The sequence below is a fragment of the Marinobacter sp. SS8-8 genome, assembly GCF_030540945.1.
Taxonomy (GTDB): Bacteria; Pseudomonadota; Gammaproteobacteria; order Pseudomonadales; family Oleiphilaceae; genus Marinobacter.
The window spans coordinates 22,883-48,561 of record NZ_JASSVN010000024.1 but is presented as its reverse complement, the minus strand read 5'-3'; the positions used below and the strand labels follow the sequence as shown (position 1 = coordinate 48,561).

Here is a 25,679-nt window from a genome sequence, read left to right as displayed (position 1 = left end):
CACGCCGCCCTACGCGCTGCCGGAACACAAAACCCGAACCACCCTCAAGACCCAGACCCACAAGGGTGAGGGCAATAATGAACTGCGGTTCGAGGACGAAGCGGACCAGGAACAGATCTACGTCCACGCCCAGAAAGACCTGGATCTGCTGACCGAAAACAACCGCACCGAAGTGATCAAAAACGATAGCCACCGTACGGTAGCGAAGGACGAGTTCAGCCATATCAAGGGCAACGACCACAGCACCGTGGATGGCGAGAAACGGGAATCCATCGGCGGTGATCTCAGCCTCATCGCCAACGGCAGCCAACACAGCAAACAGGGCAAGAATCAGCTCATCGAAGCCGGCAGCGAAATCCACCACAAGGCTGGTATGAAAATCGTGATCGAAGTGGGCGCGGAAGTCACCCTCAAGGCCGGTGGCAGCTTTGTGAAGGTGGATCCCAGCGGTGTGACCGTGTCCGGGCCCATGGTGAAATTGAATTCCGGGGGTGGGCCTGGGAGTGGGGCCGGCGCTTCAGCTCAGGTGCCGGAGATTCCCGACCTCATCGACGCAGCCAAAGGCGCCCGGGTCAGGCAGGATGCGTTGAGGCAACCCAGCACCCGTATCAACGCCGGACCGGACTCAGTACCTGCAACAGCCCTCACCAGCCAGGTAAGGCAAACCCGGAGCCGCCCAACCCAAGCAGCTCCGGTTAGAGAGGGGGGCGGACAGGACCGGCTGGCGGACGTCAAGGGCCGGGACAGTGAGCAGGGCGCACTGAAAAGCACATCAACCTCAGGGAAGAGCAAGACGGTATGAGCGAATCTTTCACTCTCAAACCTGAAAAACTGGAAAAGACAATTCGCCTCAGGGCCGAAAACGACACCGGTGAGCCTGCAGGGATGGTGATCGCCGTCCCAACCCGGGAGGGCGGTACCTTCAACGTGCCGGTTCTGGAGGACTGGACACCACTGGAAGAAAAGCCAGAAGGCGAACTCGGCAATACCCTGCTGAGCGTGTGCCCGGTGGCCGAAATTCACCGCAAGCGCCCCATCAAGGTCAGCGGCGTGACTGTGTTTGGTGGACGGGCTGTTTCCACACTGCGCCCCGGTTACCTCTATGTCTTCCGGGGGCAGACACTCTGGCGGGAATTCGAAGTCAGTTCCGAGGGCACCCTCAGCGAGATCGACCTGACCCCCGCCCGCCAGCAAAAAGCCGACCGCCGTTCGCCGGTGGGAAAACCCGTGACCGACTTCCTGGTACCGGTTTTTCTGCAGAATCGCTTCGAACTTTCTGAATGCCGGATAGCCTTTAGTGAAATCCAGTGGCCCTGGGCCTATATCCAAAAGCTCGAGGGCACACCAGCGGTTCTGGAGAAACGAGCCTTATCCATCGCCCCTGCCTGGGCAGCCAGCAACGATGACGGCCTGACCTTCGACAGCGGCTTTCCCGCTGCGGGCATTCGGTCCGTCCCCAACCTGAGGCCAAGGGACCTGGGCATCGAACTGATGCTGCAGGACCCATCGGCATTTACCCCGGCGTTCACCCGCCCAAACGAAGGAGAGCTGGTTTCCCGCTTGGTGCAGCGGTGGGGCCGGATTCCAGGGCCTGAGGAAGGCAGCGATGTGGCACCGCCCGACCTGACCCTGAAGGCAGACCCGTCAGACGATACCCTGGCCGAAGCCAGGGCGCACAGTGCCATCGTGTGCGTGGCCATTCCTGACCCGCTGTTCCGCCTGCGTCATGCCCTGGCGCAGTTGCACCTGGCCCTGCATTACCTTGATGCCATCGACCTGTCCCTGAAAAACCGACCGTTGATTCATTCCGCCACGTTGATACGCCAGGCGCTGTTCGATCCACACACGCAGTCCTCTGACGACCAGATTGAGACGCTCCGAGCCGCAGTGGACCGGAATAAACTCCACAAGGTTCTCGATCATTCCGAGCGCCAGAAGGCGCTCGAGGAAATCTCTGCCCATCTGGAGATGCTGGAAGAACTGGTCAACAGCGGAGAATTCGACGCCGTTTGTGACGACTACCTCAACCACACCGGGCTGGGGCCCTGCGAAGCGTTTGCACTCCAGGCCGATCTGTTGAACCTGACACAACAACTCCCCGGCGTGCTGAATGCCCACGGCCTGAAATCACCAGGCAGTTTGTCACGGCTGCTCAAGCGGGGCCTTGGTAAAAACCCGCTCATCGACGCCCTCGCTGAGGGGGCAAAGTCTGACCGTGAACTCCCTCCCTTGCTGGCGCGATTAAGGGAACTCGCGGGCGATCAAAATACATTGTCGGAGGAGCGCCTGACCGGAGCGGGCCTGTCGTCCATCAGCATGTTGGCCCAGCAACTGACGCAGGAAGAAGGTGGCTCCAATCCGGGCAATGGTTCGTCCGCCGTTCCCAGCGGCGCAGCAGGCACCGCTGCGGGAATGGTTCAAACAGCCTTGGGAGGCTGGAGCGCTGCGGTACTCAAGGCTGTTGAAGGATTGCGCCAGAGTGGCGACCTGGGTGCCATCAAGCTCGACCGCGTGTTCACGTCCGTCAAAGAAGCGGCTGATATCGCGGATCCCAACCTTGGAGGGGAATTGCAGGTAATGCATCGGGGGGAGGTTGATCTTACTCGCTACAGCATCGTCGGTGTCCACGGTAATGGCATCTCGTTCGGTCTTACCGATGAAGACCGCAAAAGCGAAGCCCTGACCCGGCGCAATGACTACCTGTTTGCAGACAGAACAGACGCGGCGGGTAGCCGGGTGGCCTCCACCAGCCCCGGCCGCTTGGTTGATGAAGGCGGAGAAACCCTGGTGAAGGCAGCCGCTCATACCTGGGTGTTTGTTCTGCCCGTCGACCACCCGGAAGCCCGGAAATTCAGTGCGCTGAGAATTGATTGGGCGAAGAAAGCCAAGGGGTTTGCGGATGGGCCGGGGTTTTCTAAGGTGTTGGTTGGGTTGGCAGTTTTCAATCTTGCTTCAGAGATGTGGTCGGTGAAGCAAATAGGGATTGGAGAAGTCTCTAAAGTTTCTGGGGCCTTCTTGGACTTGTTTGCAGCGTCGATGAAGCTTTATGTCGCCAGCTCTTCGGTATCTGACAAGGTGGTGTCGAAGGTAATATTAAGGCCACTTTTTGAGATTAAGTCTCTTCCAGTAATGGGTCCCTTAATCCAGAAACGACTGGTGCATGTTGGTGCCGGTACGATCGTGCGTTTTTTGGGATTGGTCAACTTCTTTGCTGGAGGTGTAATGGTGGGTGTCAGTGCCTGGGATTACCGAAACAGTATCAGTCGAGGGGATTTGGATGCCGCCTTTGGCCATGGGCTAGCAGTGGCGGGCGGCAGTGTCTTTCTGGCATCGCCCCTGCTTAGCGGGCTGCTGGTGATACCTGGCTGGGGCTGGGCGCTGTTTGGGCTTGGGGCTGTGCTTGGAGGCAGTATCTTTGCCGCGTTTGCGACCGACAGCGAGATAGAGCGCGTGCTGAAACAAGGGCCGCTGGGCGTAGGACCAGACCACAAAGGCTTGCCTGCCGAGGACTCCGTTTATTTCCCACAATTGCTGAGTCAGTTCTCCGCGGTCACCGTATCCGCAAAGCGCTACGGTGATTTGAGCGGCGAAGAACAAGCGCTGTTTGCCAACCACAAGCCCTCTGCGAACGACTACAGGGTCACAGTGCGCTCCCCGCTGATCAGCCGTTTTAAGCTGGGTCAAAAGGCACGGGAAAAAAGCGGGGGTATAGAGCCCGACCTGAGACTGGGGATTCAGGAACTGGAATATACCCACAGTACGCTGGATACCTCCGCTGGCCTGGTTGATGAGTTTAACCTGACCGGAATAAGGCCATTAAAACGAGTTACCGCCTGGGTGCCAGTGCTCGAAGACCACGCCGTGCATTTTCTGATAGAACGGAACCTGGCCGGTGGCGAAACCCATGCGTTTGGGCATGGCGAAAGGCGGACCATCAGCTTGAGGGTTGTCCTGCAGGCGCGGATAGATAGCGAAATTGGCGCATTCAGGCTTCCTATGCCAGTGCTTGACGCTTACGAGCCGTTTGATCCAGCCCGTCATGGCGAACTGCCGGATAAGCAGCGACGAGCCTTTAATCCCTTCGATAATGAGCCCAAGCCCTATTGGATCGTGAAAGAGGTAAGCGTGTGAGTAAGGCGAATGGCCGCGTAAGCGGGCAAGAGAATTCCGGTTTCCGGGCGGATCAAGTTCCGAACCTGCCAGAACCTGGCAGTAGCCGGAAACGGCTCGGTGAAGACCTGCAGCCTGTGGGTGACTACGCTGGCATCGAACCCTATTACCGGGTGTGTGAGGATGCAGACGCCATTAAGCATCAGGATCAGAGTGATCCAAACGGCTTTGAATCGGAGGAATGGTGGTGGAATCACCAGAAAATTCGATTCCTCAACGGCAAAGCTTTTATTGGCCTTTCGGTTTTTCTCCTCTTGATACCTTATGTCTGGGGTGGGGTAGTTTTGGCGGGTGGCGAGATGATTGTTGTGTACTACTCCTATGTAATCACCGCTGAGTTACCTCGTGCTATTCAATTCTTGGTTGTCCTCTTGACAGGTTTGGGTTGGCTGCCTGTCTCCTTCTATATCCTCATAAAAACCATGCCCTGGGTTATGGGCGGCTTTGCCCTGTTACTCCGCCCCTTCGACAAACTACTGGGTAAACTCCTGGACCGGGGGCTGGAGGCCGGCGAAAGCGCCTTTAACCGAGAAACAGGCGAGGTCAGCTTCGCCCTGCCAGGCGGAAAAAAACTGACCGCCCCCTTCGAGGAGTTCGACGCCTACGTGGAGCGTGTGGTCCAGCATGGCGGCATCTTCTATCGCCTGATGTTCGTTCATCGCTACACCGGTAAGCAGTTCAGTCAGACGTCCCTGAGCCGGATTGAGCCAAGCAAGGAAGAAGTCATGGCTCTGTGGGACATGCTTCAGCGGTACATGGACGTTTCCCAGCCGTTGCCGGATGTGCCAAGGCTGGAGCCCTTTCGCCACTTGGACCCCGTAACGGCGGAGCATGACCATCGCACCAGGCGGCATCCCCGGTTCTGGCGCGATCTGGACCTGGACGCCTGGAAACAGGGTGAAGGCGCCGAGTGGCTGAAACGGCAGGCGGAGTATCCCTGGGAGAAACGCACCTGCAAGCTGACACCGCAGATTGGCAAGATTTCGATGGATGCCTACAGGGCAAAGAGGGCCAATGCAGGAGACCTGGGGGAATTAGTGGAAACGTCAGGATAGAAGACCAGCCGTTTATTATCCAAAGATGCTCAGTCGTTTTAAGCCGGGCCAAAAAGTAGCGGAAAAGCGGGGGTACAGAGCCAGCTCTTATGCTGGGGCTTCCGGAACTGGAGTATACCCACGGTACTCTGGATACTTGCGGCGGCCCGGTTGATGAATTTAACTTGACCGGAGCAAGGCCACTCAAGCGAGTTGCCGCCTGGGTGCCGGTGCCCTAATGAATAGCGAAAGAGGTCGCCGTGTGAGTGAGAATGGACGCACAAATAGTCAAGAGAAAGTCGGTTTTCGAGTTGATCGGGTTGCGAACTTGCCCGAGCCTTCAGAAAAGCGCGAACGAATTGGTGAGGACCTTCAACCTGTGGGTGACTACGCCGGTATCGAGCCCTACTATCGGGTGTGTGAAGACGCAGGCGCCGTCCAGCGCCACGACCGGGACGACCCGGATGGTTTTGCATCGGGAGAGTGGTGGTGGGATCAGCGGCAGATTCGCTTCCTGAACGGCAAGGCGTTTGTTTATAGGGCTTTCGGCTTTGCTGCTGCTTATTCCTTATGTCTGGGGCACCGCCTTAATTGGCGGCGGTGGTGTTGTCATTGTTTACTACTTGGCTCTTGTTACAGTAGATACAGCACATCTCCTGCAGTTTTTGGTGATTCTATTTGCGGTTCTCGTTTGGATGCCCTCTTCCTTGTATCTCCTTATAAAAACCATGCCATGGGTCATCGGCGGTTTCGCGCTACTCCTGAGGCCATTCGACAAGCTGCTGGGCAAACTCCTGAACCGCAATCTGGAGTCGGGAGAAAGCGCCTTCAACCGTGAAACGGGTGAGGTAAGCTTCGCCCTACCGGGGGGCAAGAAGCTGACCGCGCCCTTTGAGGAGTTTGACGCCTATGTGGAGCGGGTCATCCAGCATGGCGGTATTTTCTACCGGCTGATGTTTGTTCACCGCTACACCGCCAAGCAGTTCACCCAAACCTCCTTCAGCCGTATCGAGCCCTCGAAGGAGGAAGTACTGGCCCTGTGGGACATGCTCCAACGGTATATGGACGTATCCCAGCCGTTGCCGGATATGCCGAGGCTCGAACCCTTCCGTCAAATGGATCCCGTAACGGCGGAACACGACCAGAAAACCGGGCGTAACCCCCGTTTCTGGCGCGATATGAATTTAGAAGCCTGGCAACAGGGTGAAGGCGCTGAATGGCTCAAACGTCAGACGGACTACACCTGGGATAAACGCACCTGCTGGCTGACACCACAGTTGGGAAATGTCTCCATCCAGGCGTACCGGGAATTGCGCCCGCAAGATGCTTACCCTATTTGACTGCCAGTCGCCACAGTGTGCTGCCGGACAAACAGCTCCAGGTTTTGAAGCCGTTCGGCAATGAGCCAGTGCCCTACTGGACAGTAAAAGAGGTTGCCGTGTGAGTGAGAATGGCCAATCCCATCGCCAGGAGAAAACCGGTTTCCGGGCGGACCAGATTCCCGGAAGTGCCGGAACTACCAAAGAAACGCGATGGTCCTGACACTCGCCTCATGGACATTGAAGAATGTTTACGCTGCTGAGCAGAGAAAGCAGGAGGAAGAGCGGCAGGCCCGGGTGAGAGCCAGGTTTCCGGACTTGCGGCTACCTTTCAGCCGTATATCATGGTGATGACAGAGTTGTCGCCAGAGCCGGACGCCAGGATGTTGGGTAGCAATAGCAATTCCGGGTGCTTCTTTCATATCCGAAATCAGAATCGGATCAGACCTCCGGATCATCGTCCTGGTGTGTCTCCAACCAGTGCCCCAACTTGCTCTGTTTGGTATCGAGATAGTGTTCATTGTGGGGGTTACGGCCCACATGCAGAGGTACCCTTTCCGCGATGTCGATGCCGTAGGACGACAGCGCCTTTACCTTGCGGGGATTGTTGGTCATCAGCCGCAGGCTCTTGATACCGAGGTGTTCCAGCATGTCCTTGCACATGCTGTAATCGCGAAGATCCGCAGCAAAGCCCAGACGTTCATTGGCTTCGACCGTGTCGGCGCCCTGGTCCTGCAGGTGGTAAGCCCGGATCTTGTTCAAGAGCCCGATCCCCCGGCCCTCCTGGCGCAGATACATCAGGATACCGCGACCTTCCCGGGCGATGTTCCGCAGCGCCTCTTCCAACTGGTAGCCACAGTCACACCGCATACTGTAGAGGGCATCACCGGTAAGACACTCGGAGTGAGTGCGGGCAAGCATGGGTTCGTCGCTGTCCAGTTCGCCCAGTGTCAGGGCAACATGCTCCTTTCCGGTATCCGGTTCTTCAAAGCCATGCATATCGAACACCCCGAACGGGGTCGGCAACCGGCAGGTCTGGATGTAACGAACAGCCACAGTGGTTCCTCGTGGTTCAGTCATTGGAGGCCGCGCATTCTATCACGGGCCTGCCTGCTTGGCGTAGTCCCGACACTGTCGCTGCCATGGCATCTGCCCAGCACCGAAACCGAACACCTACGGGCTCAACCACCCGCCAGATCAGGACTTGTCGGCCACCCAGTGACCACTCCGGCCACCCTTCTTCTCCAGCAGGCGGACAGGACCAATTTCCATGCCCCGGTCGACGGCCTTGCACATGTCGTAAAGGGTCAGTGCCGCAACGCTTGCGGCGGTCAGCGCCTCCATCTCGACACCGGTCTGGCCGGACAGCTTGCAGCGGGTAACAACGTGTACCGAAGCACCATCTTCACCAGGCGTCAGCTCTATCTTAACCGAGGTGAGATTGAGGGCGTGACACAGGGGAATCAGGTCGTGAGTTTTCTTCGCAGCCATGATCCCGGCAATGCGGGCCACGGCCAGGACATCGCCCTTGGGGTGCTCACCATCCACAATCATGTTCAGGGTCTCCGGCGCCATTCGAATAGTTGCTTCGGCGCGAGCCTCCCGCTCGGTGGCAGCCTTGTCGGTCACATCCACCATTCGGGCTTCGCCCCTGTCGTCAAGATGTGTCAGTTTACTCACAGAATCTCCCGGAATCGCTTGTGTCAGATAATAAAAAGTGCGGGATTGACAGCATAACAGAGACCGGAATGGCCACCGCTGACAACGATCAGTTTTCCGGCCACCAGAAACCGATACCGGCGATCCCCTGACCACCCTGTTGCCGGGCCTCGGAAAGGTCCGCAAGGCCGAGCCCTCCCAGCCCATAAACGGGAACCGGCGCCCCGGAGACCAGGGTTCCGAAGGCTTCCCAGCCCATGGCCAGCTCTCCTGGATGGCTTCGGGTTGGCTTGACAGGCCCGAGCGTGACATAGTCCGCGCCAATGGCGACGGCATGGTCAATCTCCATTGCATCATGGCAGGAAACACCCAGCCACGCATCCGCCGGAACCGGCCTCTTCACCTGTTTGGCCGCTTCGCGCCATGGCAGATGCAGACCACGGGCCCCGGGCGTGCCATGGAAGACCTCGGGGGCGCCATGCACGATCAGACCGGCACCAGCCGCCTCGCACACCGGCACCGCCGCTGCCGCAAGCTGACGATAATCCGGCCCGGTGATGGCCGGAGCACGGAGCACCACCAGCGCCTGCGAGGCATCAGCCAATCCTGTCCGAAGACCCTCAATGGCTTGATCAGAACCGGCTGCCGCTCCGGTAATCGCCAGTTGCCTGGGCAGCCGCAATGCCCGGATAACAGGCCGGTTGGCCGCCGGGAAATCCTGATCCCGGAGCCGGTCAGGGCTACGCCATCCTACCAGTTGGCCCTCACGACCCTCAGGTTCGCCTTCAGCGGCTCTGGTCGCCCACACATCAAGGAAAACCCGCTTGTCGCCATAATCATGGCGAATACCAATGACCGGCTCCAGAGAGGTCTCAGGCACCCTGAGGCCGGTTTCCTCGGCAATCTCGCGCACCAGTGCTGCCTGAACACGTTCACCCGGCTCCACCTTGCCACCGGGGAACTCAAGCAAGCCCCCCTGGTGCACATGGTCTGGCCGCCGGGCAATGAGTACCTGGCCGTTGCGGATAATAACCGCCACGGCGACATGGACTTCTTTCACCGGAGGTTTCGCGGATGTCATGCTCAGGTACGGTACTCGGCGTTGATCGTGACATAGTCGTGGGAGAAGTCGCAGGTCCAGACGGTTTCGCGCACTTCACCTCGCTTGAGATCAATGGCAATGGTGATCTCTTCCCGGTCCATCACCGCCTGGCCCCGGGCTTCCGAGTAATCCTCTGCCCGACCGCCATTGCGCACCAGACAGACATCCCCGAGGTAGATTTCCAGGGCATTCAGATCCAGTCCTTCAACACCAGCGCGCCCCACCGCCGCCAGAATCCGCCCCCAGTTGGGATCCGAGGCAAACAGCGCGGTTTTCACCAGCGGGGAATGGGCAACGGTATAGGCGACGCCCAGCGCTTCCTGCTGACTGACCGCGCCACTGACATCAATGGTGACAAACTTGGTTGCCCCTTCGCCATCCCGGACAATAGCGTGGGCCAGCTCCAGATAGACTTTTTGCAGGGCTTCCCGGAGCTTTGGCAATGACGCACTGGAGGTCGTGATTTCCGGCCCGGAATATTGGCCGGTGGCCATCAGCATACAGGCGTCGTTGGTGGAGGTGTCGCCATCGATGGTAATGCGATTGAAGGACGCCTCTCCCAGTTCGGAGGCGAGGCTCTGCAGAAGCTCCGGCGCAATTCGGGCATCGGTGGCAATAAAGCCGAGCATGGTTGCCATATTGGGGCGAATCATGCCGGCTCCCTTACTGATTCCGGAGATGGACACAGTGTGGCCATCCAGCTCCACCTGGCAGGATGCGCCCTTGGGTCGGGTGTCGGTCGTCATAATACCGCTGGCGGCTTCGGCCCAGCGGTCTTCCGCTATACTCGCCAGGGCTTCGGGAAGGGCACCGACAATCTTCTGAACCGGCAGCGGCTCACCAATGACCCCCGTGGAAAACGGCAGGATCTCGACCTCACTGACGCCGGCCCGAGCTGCCAGAGCCTGGCAGCAGGCCTTCGCATCCTGCATGCCCCGCTCTCCCGTGCCAGCATTGGCATTACCGGTATTGATCAGCAGATACCGGGGCGACGCCTCTGCCAGGTGCCTGCGGCTCAGCGTGACGGGGGCGGCACAGAACTGATTTTTGGTGAAGATTCCGGCAACCCGGCTTTCCGGGGCCAACGCAAACAAAACCACATCCTTTCGCCCCGGCTTCTTGATACCGGCACTGGCAATGCCAAGCCGGACTCCGGCCACCGGATGAAACTCAGGTAAGGTTCCCGGACCTACCGCCATTCTGTTACTCCTTAATATCTGAACCTGCACGAGGGACCATACGGTCAACTCAAAACGGAAAAACCCGCAGCCTGCCAGTTCTTGCCGGCAGATCGCGGGTTCCGGATTCCCGATCAGTTGACGGAATCAGCTGACCTTGCCATGACACTGCTTGTATTTCTTGCCGGACCCGCAGGGGCAGGGCTCATTTCGACCTATCTTACGCTCCTGACGCACGAAGGTGTCGGGCGTCGACTGACGGGCACCTTCCGTGTCGCCCTCACCCTGGCCCTGGGCGGTAGCACTGGTCTCATCATGGCGCAGGCGGGCGCGGGCGAGTTCCTGCTCCAGCTCCTGTTTGCGACGGCGCTCTACTTCTTCCATTTCTTCCCGGCTCTGAACGCGCACGTGGCAGAGCACGCGAGTCACATCCCGCTTCATGGTATCGAGCATGGCTTCAAACAGGTTGAACGCCTCGCGCTTGTATTCCTGCTTGGGGTTTTTCTGAGCATAGCCCCGCAAATGAATACCTCGGCGCAGGTGGTCCATGTTGGAAAGATGCTCCTTCCACAGGGTATCAAGTACCTGCAGGAAAACCTGCTTCTCGAACTTGCGCATGGCCTCGGGGCCGGCAATCTCTTCCTTGGCTTCATACGCAGCGACGATCTCGTCCAGAATCTTCTGGCGCAAGTTCTCCTCGTACAGCTTACTGTCCTCTTCCAGCCACGTCTGAACCGGCAGATTGATCGCCATCTCCGACTGAAGCTGGGATTCCAGCCCCGCCACATCCCATTGTTCCGGCATGCTCTGGGGCGGGATGTATTCGCTGATCAGCGAGTCGACCACGTCTTCCCGAATGGTCCTGACCATCTCTGAAATGTCGTCGGAGGACATGACTTCGTTGCGCTGGTCGTAGATAACCGTGCGCTGGTCATTTGCGACATCATCGTATTCCAGCAGCGTTTTACGCATGTCGAAGTTGCGCCCTTCCACCTTGCGCTGGGACTTCTCGATGGCGTTGGTGACCATCCGGTGCTCAATGGCCTCACCCTTTTTCATGCCCATGGCCTGCATCAGGCTCTTGACCCGGTCAGGCGCGAAGATACGCATGAGGTTGTCTTCCAGGGACAGGAAGAAGCGGGAAGAACCGGGATCGCCCTGACGACCGGCACGGCCTCGCAGCTGGTTATCAATCCGGCGGGACTCGTGACGCTCGGTGCCGACGATGTGCAGGCCGCCGGCTTCAAGAACCTGGTTGTGACGCTCCGTCCACTCCGCCTTGATCCGGGCAACCTCCTCTTCCGAAGGGTTGTCCATGGCAGCCACCTCATGCTCCCAGTTACCGCCCAGCACGATGTCCGTGCCACGACCCGCCATGTTGGTGGCAATGGTAACGGCGCCCGGACGACCCGCCTGAGCAATGATGTGGGCTTCGGATTCGTGCTGCTTGGCGTTCAGGATCTTGTGCTCGATCCGCGCCTTCCTGAGCAGCATGGAAAGCAGCTCGGACGCTTCGATGGACGCCGTGCCCACCAGAATGGGGCGGCCCTCGGCGGTGACATCCTTGATCTCGTCGATAATCGCGTGGAACTTTTCTTCCTGGGTGAGATACACCAGATCGTTGTAATCAATCCGCTGGATGGGTTTGTTAGGCGGAATGACCACCACATCCAGGCCGTAAATCTGGCGGAATTCGAACGCCTCGGTATCGGCGGTACCGGTCATGCCCGCCAATTTGTCGTAAAGCCGGAAATAATTCTGGAAAGTGGTGGACGCCAGAGTCTGGCTCTCAGCCTGGATCCTGACACCTTCTTTTGCCTCGACCGCCTGATGCAGGCCTTCACTCCAGCGGCGGCCCGGCATGGTGCGGCCGGTATGTTCGTCCACGATAACCACCTGGTCACCCTGGACGATGTAATCCACATCTTTCTGGAACAGGTGGTGGGCACGCAGCGCCGAGTGAACATGATGCAGCAGGCTGAGGTTGGCGGCGGAATAAAGGCTCTCGCCCTCCTTCAGCAGACCGCGACCCAGTAACAACTCTTCGACTTTCTCGTGACCGGATTCGGTAAGCTCAACCTGGCGGGACTTTTCATCAATCGTAAAATCCCCACTAGGCTCGCCCTCCTCGGGAACTTCGCCTTTCTCAAGGCTGGGAATCAGCTCATTGATGGCCTGATACAGTTTCGAGCTGTCTTCCGCCGCACCGGAAATGATCAGAGGTGTCCGGGCCTCATCAATAAGGATTGAGTCCACTTCATCCACGATTGCGTAGCTCAGCCCGCGCTGGACCTTGTCTTCGGTACTGAACGCCATATTGTCGCGCAGGTAGTCGAAGCCAAATTCGTTGTTGGTCCCGTAGGTAATGTCCGCCTGATAGGCCGCACGCTTTTCCTCCGCCGGCTGGCCCGAGGCCACAACGCCCACCTGCATACCCAGGAACCGGTACAGCTTGCCCATCCAGTCTGCGTCACGACGGGCCAGGTAATCGTTTACGGTAACAACGTGAACACCCCTGCCCGACAGAGCATTGAGGTATACCGCAGCGGTTGCCACCAGGGTCTTGCCCTCACCGGTTTTCATTTCCGCGATCCGGCCTTCATGCAGGGTGATCGCACCGATCATCTGAACGTCGTAATGACGCATGCCCATGACCCGGCGGCCAGCCTCCCGCACCGCCGCAAACGCTTCCGGCAACAGCGACTCCAGGGATTCGCCTTCGTCAAAACGCCGGCGAAACTCCGCTGTCTTGCCTTGCAACTCGGAGTCAGACAGATTGCCATACTGTTCTTCAAGCTCATTGATGCGCGAGACCGAATTCCGCATTCTCTTGATTTCTCTGGCGTTTTTACTGCCGAACATCTTGGTTGCAAGCTTTGTGAACATAGACCACTGCTTCTTTGATTAAACGGAGGAAGCCGGCATTCTAACCTTATTTTGTAACAGGACAAAAGACAGGGCTCACACGAGCGCAATAAGGCTGTGGCGAGACGCCAGATTCCGGGATACAGACCTGAATGACCAGCGAATGGCGAAGGAAAATCTAAAGCTAACGATGAGCCAGGAAATGACTAGCGGCTCGCACGTTTGATGTACGTTTCCGGGTTCTCTGACTTTCCGTTCCGGATCACTTCAAAATGGACATGCGGGCCAGTGGAACGCCCGGTACTGCCCATCAGAGCCACAACCTGGCCTTTCTGGACAATATCACCCACCTGGACCTTGACGGTTTTGCAGTGAGCGTACCGGGAAACTAGACCGTCGCCATGGTCAATTTCAACCAGATTGCCATAGCCGTAGCGCTCGCCGGCGTAGGTCACGACGCCACCGGCAACCGAAATAATGTTGCTGCCGTCCTTGCCGGCAAGGTCAACCCCCGCATGCCATGTGCGTTTGCCGGTGAAAGGATCAGAGCGGTAACCATAACGTGAGGACAACCACCCCCACGTGATGGGGCGACCCTCAAGGTAGAGCTCATCTTCGAGCTTCTGCCGGGAAGCCACCTGATCCAGCAGGCGCAGCTGCTGCTCCCGGTCCTCAATCCGCCGCTCCATTTCCTCGATCATGCGAGTGAGCTCTGGCGCAGAGAAAGAATCGCCGGACAGCCCATCTTCCGGGCCACCTACCGCAGCCGGTTGCTCGAAATCGAATTCGTCGCTCGCCACCAGGCCGGACTCCACGAACCGTTGCCCCAGGGCATCCAGTCGCAACAGGCGCCCCTGAATTTCACCCAGTCGCAGCGTCAGGGCGTCCACCTGCTGCTGGACATTTTCCTCGATTACAGCCAGCTCCGCCTTCTGTTGTGCCAGTATTTGCTGCCAGCCCGCCACCAGCTCCGAATTACTTGGCACCCTGGCCTCGGCTCGCTGGACGGCCATCTGATAGCCGGCCCAACCGGCCGCCACGAGCACCGAGAGCACCAAAAGGAACAGGCCGACGGCAAGAGAACTGTTGATCGCCAACACACGGGACTTTCCGTGGTGTTTGCCAACAAGAATAATATTCATATCATCTTCTGGTTTCATCGTTGAGCCGCAACCGCATCCTGTAGTGTTGCGCCCCGGAGAAATTCCGAGTGGGTCTGCCATCCTCTGGCAACAGCTACATACTGAAAAAATCGCAGCGCCCGGTAGACATACTCATTTACCACAATGTAAAACGAGTGTAATACAGGCACTACGCATAAACCGTGCCGAAGTGTAACCAATCGTAATCAGAGCCGTCGAGTAAAAACGCGCCCATGAAACAAAAAAGCGAGCAAAAAATGACCTTCGACAAGCTCGGCAAGACCCCGGCACTCAAGGATCTTGTCGCACGGGCCGAACTTCACCGTCAGGCCGAGGAGCAGGTTCTGGCCGCCCTTCCGGAAGACCTGGTCAGGGGCACACGCTTTATAAGCTGCCAGGAAGGTGAACTGGTTCTTTCTGCGGAGACCGCCGGCAAGGCCAGCCAGATTCGCTTCCGCCAGCACGAAATCATGGAAAAACTTCGGGAAAACGGGCTGTTCCGGTTTGTCTGGAAGCTGAGGGTTAAAGTCGCGCCGCCGAGGTTCCGGGAGAAGTCAGCGTTTAAAAAGGCGCCCTTAAGCAAGGAAAATGCCCGGCTCCTCAAAGAGGAGGCCGGGCACACGAAGGATAAAGCACTGCGCGAGGTTCTCGAAAAACTCGCAAGTCACGTCCGGGATTAAAGCGTTCTGCTTTAAGCCTGGGCTGCCAGCGCCGGCTTCATGTAGGAAATCGGAGCCGTGGCTTCGTCGTCAAACGTAACCACTTCCCAGGCGTCTTCCTCAGCCCGGAGCTTACGCAGTAACTTGTTGTTCAGATCGTGACCGGACTTTACGCCGCGGAACTCACCAATCAGGCTGTTGCCCAGCAGGTACAGGTCGCCAATTGCGTCCAGCACCTTGTGCTTGACAAACTCGTCATCATAACGCAGACCGTCTTCGTTCAGAATCTTGTAGTCGTCAACTACAATGGCGTTATCCACGCTGCCACCGAGCGCCAGGTTCATGGCACGCAGCTTCTCGATGTCGCGCATGAAACCAAAGGTCCGTGCGCGGCTGACTTCCTTCACGAAGGAGGTGCTTGAGAAGTCGACTGTGGCAGTCTGGGCACGGCCCTTGAAGACCGGGTGATCGAAATCGATCCCGAAGCTTACCTTGAAGCCTTCGAACGGCAGGAAGGTTGCTTTCTTGTCGCCCTCTTCAACGGTCACTTCACGCCTGATGCGAATAAAGCGCTTGGCAGCCTCCTGCTCGGCAATACCGGCAGATTGCAGCAGAAACACGAAGGGACCGGCAGAGCCGTCCATGATCGGAACTTCCGCAGCACTGAGCTCCACAAAGCAGTTATCAATACCGAGACCAGCCATGGCGGAGAGCAGATGCTCAACCGTCGCCACACGGACACCGTCTTTTACCAGCGTCGTGGACAGCATGGTCTCACCCACATTTTCCGCACAGGCACGGATCTCGACCATCGGGTCCAGATCAGAACGTCGGAAGATGATGCCCGAGTCCACCGGGGCGGGCTTCAGGGTCAGGTATACTTTCTCACCGGAGTGCAAGCCAACACCGGTGGCACGGATGGTGTTTTTGAGTGTCCGTTGTTTGATCATCGGTACATATTTCCGTCACAAAAAGGCGATATTCTGGGCAAAATTCTGCCCGGAGAATACCAGAAAACAGGACTGAATGCCATTTAACCCATCAGCCCCTGCCAAACGTCCACCGGGCGCCGGACCAAGGCACTCAGCGCGCGTGTTTACCGGCGTCGAGGTTCCGTTTTTTTTCGTACGCAGACCGGAACCGGATCACAATTACAACAGATTATCAGTCCGCCTGCCGGCGGAGGAATGCGGGAATATCGAGATAGTCAACTCCCTGCTCCTCGCGCTCTTTGCTCTGGTCGATGGCCACATTTCCATGGGAAACGGCCCGACGACGCAGAACAGCGGGGCGGTCCAACTGGTTGTAATCGGTTTTTCCATCCAGAGTGCGGGTATTGTCCACAACCTTGGCCGGCTTCTCGCGGTCGCCGCCAAGCCCGGTGGCAACGACGGTCACTTTCAGTTCGTCGGTCATTTCCGGATCAATAACGGTACCAACAACGACGGTAGCCGAGTCAGAAGCAAACTCACGCACGATGTCGCCAACTTCCGAGAATTCGCCCAGATTCAGATCCATGCCGGCGGTAATGTTTACCAGGATACCCTTGGCGCCCTGCAGGTTGATGTCTTCCAGCAGCGGACTGCGGATGGCCGCTTCGGCAGCTTCCCGTGCACGGTTTTCACCGGTGGCCCGGGCGGTACCCATCATGGCCATACCCATTTCAGACATAACGGTTTTTACGTCCGCGAAGTCAACGTTGATCATGCCGTTACGGGTGATCAGATCCGCAATCCCCTGAACCGCACCCAGCAGCACATCATTTGCCGCGGCAAACGCGTCCAGCAGGCTGGTTTTCTTGCCCATCACCGCTAGCAGCTTTTCATTGGGGATGGTGATCAGGGAGTCGACGCTCTCCTCAAGCTCCTTCAGGCCGGATTCGGCAACGCTCATGCGCTTGCCACCCTCGAACATGAATGGTTTGGTAACCACGGCAACGGTAAGGATGCCAAGTTCACGGGCCACTTCCGCCACAATCGGCGCCGCACCGGTGCCGGTACCACCGCCCATGCCAGCGGTGATGAACACCATGTCAGCGCCCTTGATGGCTTCGGCGATACGGTCACGGTCTTCCAGGGCGGACTGGCGACCCACCTCAGGATTGGCACCGGCGCCCAGACCCTTGGTGATATTGCCACCAAGCTGAATGATCTGGCGCGCGTCCATATCGGTCAGCGCCTGGGCATCGGTATTGGCGCAGATGAATTCCACACCTTCGATGTCGCTGTTAAGCATATGGCGCACGGCGTTGCCGCCACCACCGCCAACACCGACGACTTTAATGACAGCGTTTTGCTGGACATTATCGACGAGTTCAAACATTTCCCCTACTCCTTCGTGCTGTTTTCAGCCCTGTTCCGACCGTTTGTTCGAGAGTGTATTTTCGAGATACCTTCGTGTACTGCCACCCGGCGCCGTCAGAAATGACCGGTGAACCAGGCTTTCATGCGCTCAAACAGCGAGGGTGCATCTTCACCCTTGAGCACCGGTGTCCGCCCCAGATCCATCTGGCGGAAACCATGAATCAACAACCCCACGCCGGTGGCGTAGATCGGGTTGTTGACCACTTCCGTCATACCGGAGACTGCCTGCGGGCAGGCCAGCCTTACCGGCATGTGGAAGATCTCTTCGGCCAGCTCCACTACGCCTTCCATGGTGGAAGAACCGCCGGTAATCACGATGCCCGCCGGAACCAGGTCCTCGAACCCGGACCGGCGCAGTTCGGACTGCACCAGTGTGAACAGCTCCTCGTAACGGGGCTCCACCACCTCGGCCAGAGCCTGCCGCGAGAGATCCCGCGGAGGTCGATCCCCGACGCTGGGCACCTTGATGGTTTCATCGGCGCCGGCCAGCTGGGTCAGTGCACAGGCATACTTGATCTTTATCTCTTCGGCATTCTGGGTCGGTGTCCGGAGCGCCATGGCGATATCGTTGGTCACCTGGTCACCGGCGATCGGGATCACCGCGGTATGACGAATCGCACCACCGGTGAATACGGCGATGTCGGTGGTTCCGCCACCGATGTCCACCACACAGACACCCAGTTCCTTTTCGTCTTCGGTGAGGATGGCGTGGCTGGACGCCAGTTGCTCCAGGATGATGTCATCCACCTCAAGGCCGCAGCGCCTCACGCATTTCTCGATATTCTGGGCGGCGTTTACCGCGCAGGTGACCAGGTGCACCTTCGCTTCCAGACGCACACCGGACATGCCCATCGGCTCCTTGATGCCTTCCTGGCTGTCAATCACAAATTCCTGGGGCAGAATGTGCAGAATCTTCTGATCGGCCGGAATCGCCACCGCCTGGGCGGCATCAATTACCCGGTCGATATCGGCCTGGGTGACTTCGCGGTCACGGATGGCAACAATCCCGTGGGAGTTCAGGCTCTTGATATGGCTGCCAGCGATACCTGCGTATACCGAGTGAATGCGACACCCTGCCATCAACTCTGCCTCTTCCACGGCGCGCTGAATCGCCTGGACCGTGGTTTCAATGTTCACCACCACGCCACGCTTCAGGCCCCGGGAAGGGTGGGAACCAATGCCCACCACCTCGATGGTGCCGTCCATCTTGCGCTTGCCGACAATCGCAACCACTTTCGAGGTTCCGATATCGAGGCCGACAATCATGTTTTCCGTTTCAACCGATGACATGTGTTTCACCAAACCGTAGGTCTGAATTAACCGTTACTATGATTTCGGGCCGGAAGCTGTCACAGCAGCCTTCCACTTGACCGCCACACCGTTGGTGTAGCGGGCATCCACCCGACTGACTTCGTCCGACCGTGCCGCCAGCCGGTTTTCATAAACCGTCATAAACCGTTCAAATCGCTGCTCCACCTGATCCCGGCCAAGCACCACTTCGATGCCGTTGTCCAGTCGCAGGGTCCAGGCACCCCGATGTTCCAGGGACAAGCCCGCAAAACCCAGCCCCCGGGCAACCAGCTTTTCGCTCATGGTTCGCGCCATGTTGATCACATCACGCACCCGTTCATCCGGTCCCGCCAACCGGGGCAACCTGCCCGCCACTTCCGGATTGGGGGGCGCAAACAGCTCACCGGTCCGGCTTACCAGGCGCCCGTCGGTCCAGTAGGCCAAGGGCTTTTTCTCCCGGATATCAATCACCAGGCGATCCGGCCAGACCCGCTGCACGGCAGCGGATTCAACCCAGGGCCGATGCTCCAGACTGGCCTTGATGTCGGACAGATCCGTGGCGAAATAACTCTTGCCAATCCAGCTGCCGGCAGCCCGCTCGACGGCAACCCGGCTGTCGCCGGTAAAATCCCCTTTCACATCCACCGCCAGGATCTGCTGGTCCATGGCACCCAGCACCTTGCCGGTTCCCCAGGGCACCAGAGCCGCAAGCAGAACAATCACCGCACCCACACCCACCTGAAGCCAGGGCACCGCTGCCAGAACACCTCTTAACACGCCAAACCGGTCCCGCTCAGTCCCGAGGGAGGTTGCCCCCCGGCGCCGAGGGGGTTCGGACGGTGTCGCCCGGCTCCGGATCAGCAGTGTCTCAAGCATCGGCGACCTCCAGTGTGTCCCTGAGAATCCTTACCACCAGCTCTTCAAAACTGATGCCCGCCGCCTTGGCCGCCATCGGTACGAGACTGTGATCAGTCATTCCCGGCACGGTATTGACTTCCAGCAGCCAGAACTTGCCGTCGCTGTCCTGCATGATGTCGACCCGGCCCCAGGTCCGGCAGCCGACAACACGGAAGGCCTCCAGAGCCAGATGCTGCAGACGGACCTCATCCTCCGGCGCCAGGCCACAGGGAATCCGGTAGCGGGTATCGTCCGCCAGGTACTTGGCGTCGTAGTCGTAGAACACGTGATCCGTGCTCAGGCCAATCGCCGGAAGCGCCTGGTCCTGCAGCAGGCTGACGGTAAACTCCGGCCCTTCAATCCACTCTTCCACCAATACCAGATTGTCCAGCGCCGCAGCCGCTTCGTAGGCTTCGGCCAGCTCCGCAGCGGTGTAGACCTTGCGGATACCGATGCTGGAGCCTTCCCGCGAAGGCTTCACACTCAACGGCGCCCGCAATTCGCCAATGATCTGGCCGGCCTGAGCGCTACCGGACATGATCCGGAATGTCGGCGTCGGCAGACCGCAGCCCTCGAACACGTACTTGGTTCTCAACTTGTCCATGGCCAGGGCCGAGGCCAGCATTTCGCTACCGGTGTAGGGAATACCCGCCTGAGACAGGATGGCCTGAAGCGTACCGTCCTCACCGCCACGGCCATGCAGGGCAATGAACACCCGGTCAAACTCCGGACTATCCACGGTTCTCAACAGGCAGCCCCGGACGTCCACGGCGTAGGCATCCACGCCGGCCGACACCAGCGCCGCCAGGACCGCCTTGCCGCTTTTCAGGGACACGTCCCGCTCAGCGGAATCGCCGCCCATAAAGACCGCCACCCGTCCGAGCGCCCGCACGAGGTCGGGGGCCGCCTGGTAGGCCTGGGGTTCGGGATGATGCATATCACTCACCAGCAATCACTCCCGCGGCCGCCAGCCGCGCCGCCACGCCACCAATATCTCCGGCGCCCTGGGTTATCAGCAGGTCGCCATCCTGCAGCACATTGGCCAGCAGGGATTCAATCTCCCGGCTATCCTCAACGAACACCGGCTCTACCTGCCCTCTCTGGCGGATGCTGCGGCACAGGGCGCGACCATCGGCGCCTGGAATCGCTGGTTCACCGGCGGAATAGACGTCCATCAGCAGCAATCCGTCCACCTCCGACAACACACGGACGAAATCTTCGTAAAGATCACGGGTCCGGCTATATCGGTGCGGCTGGTACACCATCACCAGACGGCGATCCGGCCAGGCATCGTGGGCGGCACGGATAACCGCCTCAACCTCCGTGGGGTGGTGACCATAATCATCCACCAGGGTGATTATGCCCTTGGGTGTCTTGTAATTGCCGTACACCTGGAACCGGCGTCCGACACCGGCAAATCCGGCCAGGCCACGGCCAATAGCCTCATCCGCGACACCTTCATCGGTCGCCACGGCAATCGCCGCCAGCGCGTTCGCCACGTTGTGACGACCGGGCATTTTCAGTTCTACCGTCAGATCGCGCCGGCCGGCCGGACGCCTCACTACAAAGTGGGTCCGCAAGCCATCGGAGGTGATGTTCTCGGCCCGGTAATCCGCCTCCGGGTTGTCGATGCCATAGGTAATGATCGCCCTCGATATCCGGGGAATGATTTCCCGGACATAAGCGTCATCCACACACATCACCGCCACGCCGTAAAACGGCAGGTTGTGGAGGAAATCGACGAAGGTCCGCTTCAGCTTTCCAACATCGCCGCCATAGGTATCCATGTGGTCCGCTTCGATGTTAGTCACCACCGAAATGACCGGTGTCAGGTGCAGGAACGACGCATCGCTTTCGTCAGCCTCCGCCACCAGATAGCGGGACCCACCGAGCTGGGCATTGGTGCCGGCACTGTTCAGCTTGCCGCCGATCACGAAAGTCGGGTCCAGCCCGGCCTCACCCAGAATCGATGCGATCAGACTGGTGGTGGTGGTTTTACCGTGGGTACCCGCCACAGCGATCCCGTGCCGGTAACGCATGATCTCAGCCAGCATTTCCGCCCTGGGCACAATAGGAACACGGCGGGTGCGAGCGGCGGTGACTTCCGGATTGCCTGAAGCAACGGCAGACGACACCACCACCACATCGGCGCTGGCACTGTTTTCTTCCCTATGACCGATCTGAACCTCGACGCCCATGGCTTTCAGGCGACCGGTAACCGGGCTTTCTTTCAGATCCGAGCCGGAGACGTCATACCCCTGGTTTTTGAGCACCTCGGCAATGCCGCTCATACCGGCACCACCAATACCCACGAAATGGATGTGGCGAATCCGGCGCATTTCTGGAACCTGGTAGACCAGGGGCGGATTGGTTGCATCAGCCATTAGCGGCCTCCAGACAGTAATTCACGACTCTCTCCGTTGCATCTGGGCGGGCCAATGTTCTGGCGGCCTTCGCCATATCGGTTACCCGGCTGCGGTCCCGGGATAAATCGCCCAGGGTTTCTGCCAGTACGGCCGGGGTCATCATGGATTGCGGGATCAATATGGCGGCCTTAGCGGCCACCATTTGCTCACCGTTTTTGGTCTGGTGATCGTCCACCGCATGGGGAAACGGCACCAACACAGCACCGATGCCCGCAGCACAGAGCTCGGAGACGGTCAGTGCGCCGGAGCGGCACAGAACCAGGTCGGCCCATTGGTAGGCGTCTGCCATGTCCTTGATAAACGGTTCGACGCTTGCCTCAACCCCGTGCTTCTCATAAGTCTCCCGAGCAACCTCAACATGGCGTTCACCACACTGGTGGCGAACAACTGGCCGTTGTGCTTCTGGCAACAGGGCCAGTGCCTCCGGCAACTGCTGGTTGAACACCTGGGCACCAAGACTGCCGCCAATGACCAGCAACCTGAAAGGACCCTCCCGGCCCGCCAACCGCTGTTCTGGTGCCGGTAAGGTCGCCAGATCCTCCCGGACCGGATTGCCAGTGCACCGGGTGACGACTTTCGGTCCAAAGCTTCCGGGGAAGGCTTCGAGCACGGTTTCCGCAAACCTCACCAGAATACGGTTGGTCATTCCCGCGATGGCATTCTGTTCGTGTATCACCAGCGGAGTCCGGGTCAGCCAGGCGGCCACGCCACCGGGCCCGGTGACAAAACCGCCCATGCCGACCACACAATCCGGACGAATCTGGCGCAGGACGGTGAATGCCTCACCGAGAGCCCGCATCAGGCGGAACGGTGCGAGCACCAGTGCAAGCCTGCCCTTACCCCGCAAACCGGAAATATGAATCAGCGAAAGCGGAATATCGGTGTCACCGATCAGCCTCTGCTCCATGCCTCCGCTAGCGCCAAGCCAGTAAACCTGGTGTCCCCGCACTGCAAGCGCACGTGCCGTGGTCAGAGCCGGGAAAACATGCCCACCGGTACCGCCTGCCATCATCAGAAAGCGGCGCTGGTCAGTCATACACCGCACCTCCCCGCTTTTTCGGACCGGCCTTTTCACGGGCCAGCTTTTCCTGATCGAGACGCTCCATTTCAACCCTGGCCAGAATGCCGATGCTGACGCAGGTGATCATCAGGCTGGAGCCGCCATAGCTGACCAGCGGCAGAGTCAGCCCCTTGGTGGGCAACAGACCGGTACTGACCGCCATGTTGATACCGGCCTGCAGGCCAACCAGCAAAGTCAGGCCATAAGCAAAGCAGGCGGCAAAGGGCATGCCCGCATTCTCGGCCCGGCGGGCGATCACGAAGCCGGTGATCACCAGCAATGTGAACAGGCTGAGCACAAGCAGCGAGCCCAGGAGCCCGAACTCCTCGGCAATAATCGCGAAGATGAAATCGGTATGAGCCTCTGGCAGGTAAAACAGCTTCTGGATGGAATTGCCCAGGCCGACACCGCCCCAGTCTCCACGACCAAAGGCAATCAGCGACTGGGTCAGCTGGTAGCCGCTGTCGAACTGGTCTTTCCAGGGGTCGAGATAACTGACGACCCGCTTCAGGCGGTACGGCTGGGTGACGATGAGAATGGCACCCAACACCACGAGCGTGCCGATCAATGGCACAAACCGGCTCAGCCGCACACCACTCAGGAAGATCATTCCCGCCGCGGCCGTGACCAGCACCACCGTGGCACCAAAGTCTGGCTGAATGACCAGAAGAACCGATGCAAGTCCCAGAACCACCAGGGGTTTCAGGAAGCCGGCCCAGGTATTGAGCAACTCCTCACGGCGCCGAACAACGTAGCCGGCCAGGTACGCTATCAGGCATAGTTTGGCCACTTCCGATACCTGAACATTGAACAGGCCAAAAGGAATCCATCGGGTCGAGCCGTTCACCGTTCGTCCGAGCGGGGTAAGAACCAGAACGAGCACCAGCAGACCGATACCCAGAAGCAACCAGCCACTGCGCTCCCACCAGGCCACTGGCACATTGACGGCCACCAGTGCCGCAAGAAAACCAAGGCCGGCAAACATCAACTGGCGAATCACGTAGTGATAGCTGTTACCCAGGGTTTCAGCGGCCATATCCATGGATGCTGACGAAATCATCACAACCCCTACAACCATCAGCGCCACAGAACTGATCACCAGCATGGCCAGCGGCTGGATTTCTCCAAGCCACGGGTTCCGGTCCGGCAATGAAAGATCTGCGTTCATCACAGGCCCTCCACCAGTGCACGGAACTGATCACCACGGTCCAGGTAATCGCGGAACATATCAAAACTGGCACAGGCCGGGGACAGCAACACCCGGTCCCCGGGATGCGCCAGTTCCGCAGACCTGGCGACCGCGTCTGCCAGACTCTCCGACGGATAAACCGGAATACCACTGCCCAGTACATCAGCAATGGCCGGGGCATCACGACCAATCAGCACCACCGCCCGGCAGTGCAGGGCAATGGGCGCCTCCATCGCGGTGAAATCGGCGCCCTTTCCATCACCGCCGGCAATCAGTACCACCTTGCCATTCTCCGGAGCCAGACTCTCGATGGCCGCCACCGTTGCACCGACATTCGTGCCCTTGGAATCGTTTATGAAATCCACGCCGTTAAACCGGCGAACAAATTCGCACCTGTGCGGCAGGCCCGGAAACTCCCGTGCCACCTTCAGCATCACGCCCATCGGCAGTCCCGCAGCGTGTCCCAGTGCCAGGGCCGCCATGACATTGCTGATATTGTGGCGCCCGAGCAGCCTGAGTTCACTGGCGAGGATCAGGTTGTCGAAACCAAAAGTAATCCAGGTGCCCTGGTCGTCATCCCGGGTACTGAAGGTTTCCGGGTTTACCCTGTGAAAACCAAAACACAGGAACCTGAGGTTGTCCCGCGCCATCGGTGTACTGAGGGCATCGTCCAGATTGACAATGGCATTCCTGCAGCCCCGGAAGATCCGCTGCTTGGCCTGGAAGTAGGCCATCCTGTCCGGGTAGCGGTCCATGTGATCGTCACTGACGTTCAGTACCGTGGCCGCAAGGGCGTTCAGCTCTTCCGTGGTCTCCAGCTGGAAACTGGACAGCTCGAGCACATACAGGTCTGCGCCCCGGTTTAACAGGTCCAGGGCCGGAGTACCGATATTGCCCCCCACGGCCACCTTGCGACCGGCCGTCCTGGCCATTTCACCCAACAGGGTGGTCACCGTGGTTTTGCCGTTGGAGCCGGTGATTGCAACGATGGGGGCATCCGCCGCCTCGGCGAACAGGTCAATGTCGCCCCGGATGCGTGCGCCCTGCTTCGCAGCACCCGCGATCGCTGGCTCCGCAATACTGATGCCCGGGCTCACCACCAATTCGTTGAACCCTGCAAACAGGTCGCGGTCGAAAGGCCCGAGGTGTACCGGAATATCCGGCCAGCCTGCTCTGAGTTCATCCAGACCGGGAGGCGCCGTGCGGGTGTCTGCAACCGCTATGTCCCGCCCTTGTTCAGACAGATAGCGCACGCAGGAGAGCCCGGTTTTACCGAGCCCTACGACCAGTGTGCGGCGATCCGAAACAATGACACTCATAGCAGCA

Annotated in this window: 19 protein-coding genes and 1 pseudogene; 5 read left to right on the top strand and 15 right to left on the bottom strand. The window is 58.9% G+C overall.

The genetic code is table 11. The annotated features are described in order from the left end of the window. The 4 genes and pseudogenes from QPL96_RS17680 to QPL96_RS17665 form a co-directional block, all read left to right on the top strand. A pseudogene (locus tag QPL96_RS17680) lies at window positions 1-802 on the top strand (hypothetical protein); the annotation flags it as partial. Further along, window positions 799-4,131 carry a toxin VasX gene (locus QPL96_RS17675; protein WP_303288638.1) on the top strand — a complete coding sequence of 1,111 codons (3,333 nt, stop codon included), beginning with the start codon at window positions 799-801 and terminating at the stop codon, window positions 4,129-4,131. The pseudogene QPL96_RS17680 and the gene QPL96_RS17675, both read left to right, overlap by 4 nt. Continuing rightward, entirely contained in the window at window positions 4,128-5,225 is a 1,098-nt protein-coding gene (locus QPL96_RS17670; RefSeq protein WP_303288637.1) for a hypothetical protein, read from the top strand. The genes QPL96_RS17675 and QPL96_RS17670 overlap by 4 nt, the downstream gene beginning before the upstream one ends. 530 nt (window positions 5,226-5,755) lie before the next feature. Then, window positions 5,756-6,544, top strand: coding sequence for a hypothetical protein (locus tag QPL96_RS17665; RefSeq protein ID WP_303288636.1), 789 nt, complete (start codon window positions 5,756-5,758; stop codon window positions 6,542-6,544). A gap of 420 nt (window positions 6,545-6,964) precedes the next feature. Here the strand turns inward: QPL96_RS17665 and ribA are convergent, their stop codons facing one another. The 6 genes from ribA to QPL96_RS17635 form a co-directional block, all read right to left on the bottom strand. Then, entirely contained in the window at window positions 6,965-7,579 is a 615-nt protein-coding gene (gene ribA, locus QPL96_RS17660) for a GTP cyclohydrolase II (RefSeq protein ID WP_303288635.1), read from the bottom strand. Window positions 7,580-7,720: 141 nt separating this feature from the next. After that, entirely contained in the window at window positions 7,721-8,203 is a 483-nt protein-coding gene (gene moaC / locus QPL96_RS17655; protein WP_303288634.1) for a cyclic pyranopterin monophosphate synthase MoaC, read from the bottom strand. Window positions 8,204-8,291: 88 nt separating this feature from the next. After that, complete coding sequence (locus QPL96_RS17650) at window positions 8,292-9,263, bottom strand: Nudix family hydrolase (protein WP_303288633.1); 972 nt, start codon at window positions 9,261-9,263, stop codon at window positions 8,292-8,294. A gap of 2 nt (window positions 9,264-9,265) precedes the next feature. Beyond that, window positions 9,266-10,483 (bottom strand): bifunctional glutamate N-acetyltransferase/amino-acid acetyltransferase ArgJ, encoded by a 1,218-nt coding sequence (gene argJ / locus QPL96_RS17645; RefSeq protein WP_303288632.1) that lies wholly within the window; start codon window positions 10,481-10,483, stop codon window positions 9,266-9,268. Between the two features lie 126 nt (window positions 10,484-10,609). Then, a complete protein-coding gene (secA, locus tag QPL96_RS17640; protein ID WP_303288631.1) occupies window positions 10,610-13,348 on the bottom strand; it encodes a preprotein translocase subunit SecA in 2,739 nt (912 codons plus the stop codon). A 185-nt stretch (window positions 13,349-13,533) separates the two neighbouring features. Next, window positions 13,534-14,487: a M23 family metallopeptidase gene (locus QPL96_RS17635; RefSeq protein WP_303288630.1), complete on the bottom strand. Its 954-nt coding sequence runs from the start codon at window positions 14,485-14,487 to the stop codon at window positions 13,534-13,536. A gap of 215 nt (window positions 14,488-14,702) precedes the next feature. Here QPL96_RS17635 and QPL96_RS17630 point away from each other — a divergent pair, with 215 nt between their 5' ends. Next, the gene (locus QPL96_RS17630; protein WP_303288629.1) at window positions 14,703-15,149 is read left to right on the top strand and encodes a DciA family protein; all 447 of its coding nucleotides are present in this window, start codon (window positions 14,703-14,705) and stop codon (window positions 15,147-15,149) included. An 11-nt stretch (window positions 15,150-15,160) separates the two neighbouring features. Here the strand turns inward: QPL96_RS17630 and lpxC are convergent, their stop codons facing one another. The 9 genes from lpxC to murD form a co-directional block, all read right to left on the bottom strand. Then, entirely contained in the window at window positions 15,161-16,078 is a 918-nt protein-coding gene (gene lpxC / locus QPL96_RS17625) for a UDP-3-O-acyl-N-acetylglucosamine deacetylase (protein ID WP_303288628.1), read from the bottom strand. Window positions 16,079-16,292: 214 nt separating this feature from the next. Further along, complete coding sequence (gene ftsZ, locus QPL96_RS17620) at window positions 16,293-17,450, bottom strand: cell division protein FtsZ (protein WP_303288627.1); 1,158 nt, start codon at window positions 17,448-17,450, stop codon at window positions 16,293-16,295. A 95-nt stretch (window positions 17,451-17,545) separates the two neighbouring features. Further along, a complete protein-coding gene (gene ftsA / locus QPL96_RS17615; RefSeq protein ID WP_303288626.1) occupies window positions 17,546-18,781 on the bottom strand; it encodes a cell division protein FtsA in 1,236 nt (411 codons plus the stop codon). A gap of 36 nt (window positions 18,782-18,817) precedes the next feature. Further along, window positions 18,818-19,657: a cell division protein FtsQ/DivIB gene (locus QPL96_RS17610; RefSeq protein ID WP_303288625.1), complete on the bottom strand. Its 840-nt coding sequence runs from the start codon at window positions 19,655-19,657 to the stop codon at window positions 18,818-18,820. Continuing rightward, window positions 19,650-20,624: a D-alanine--D-alanine ligase gene (locus QPL96_RS17605; protein ID WP_303288624.1), complete on the bottom strand. Its 975-nt coding sequence runs from the start codon at window positions 20,622-20,624 to the stop codon at window positions 19,650-19,652. Before QPL96_RS17605 ends, QPL96_RS17610 begins: the two co-directional genes overlap by 8 nt. Further along, window positions 20,617-22,062 carry a UDP-N-acetylmuramate--L-alanine ligase gene (gene murC / locus QPL96_RS17600; RefSeq protein WP_303288623.1) on the bottom strand — a complete coding sequence of 482 codons (1,446 nt, stop codon included), beginning with the start codon at window positions 22,060-22,062 and terminating at the stop codon, window positions 20,617-20,619. The genes QPL96_RS17605 and murC overlap by 8 nt, the downstream gene beginning before the upstream one ends. Then, window positions 22,055-23,140 (bottom strand): undecaprenyldiphospho-muramoylpentapeptide beta-N-acetylglucosaminyltransferase, encoded by a 1,086-nt coding sequence (gene murG / locus QPL96_RS17595; RefSeq protein ID WP_303288622.1) that lies wholly within the window; start codon window positions 23,138-23,140, stop codon window positions 22,055-22,057. The genes murC and murG overlap by 8 nt, the downstream gene beginning before the upstream one ends. Beyond that, the gene (ftsW, locus tag QPL96_RS17590) at window positions 23,133-24,332 is read right to left on the bottom strand and encodes a putative lipid II flippase FtsW (protein ID WP_303288621.1); all 1,200 of its coding nucleotides are present in this window, start codon (window positions 24,330-24,332) and stop codon (window positions 23,133-23,135) included. Before ftsW ends, murG begins: the two co-directional genes overlap by 8 nt. Beyond that, a complete protein-coding gene (murD, locus tag QPL96_RS17585; protein WP_303288620.1) occupies window positions 24,332-25,672 on the bottom strand; it encodes a UDP-N-acetylmuramoyl-L-alanine--D-glutamate ligase in 1,341 nt (446 codons plus the stop codon). The genes ftsW and murD overlap by 1 nt, the downstream gene beginning before the upstream one ends. Window positions 25,673-25,679 lie beyond the last annotated feature (7 nt).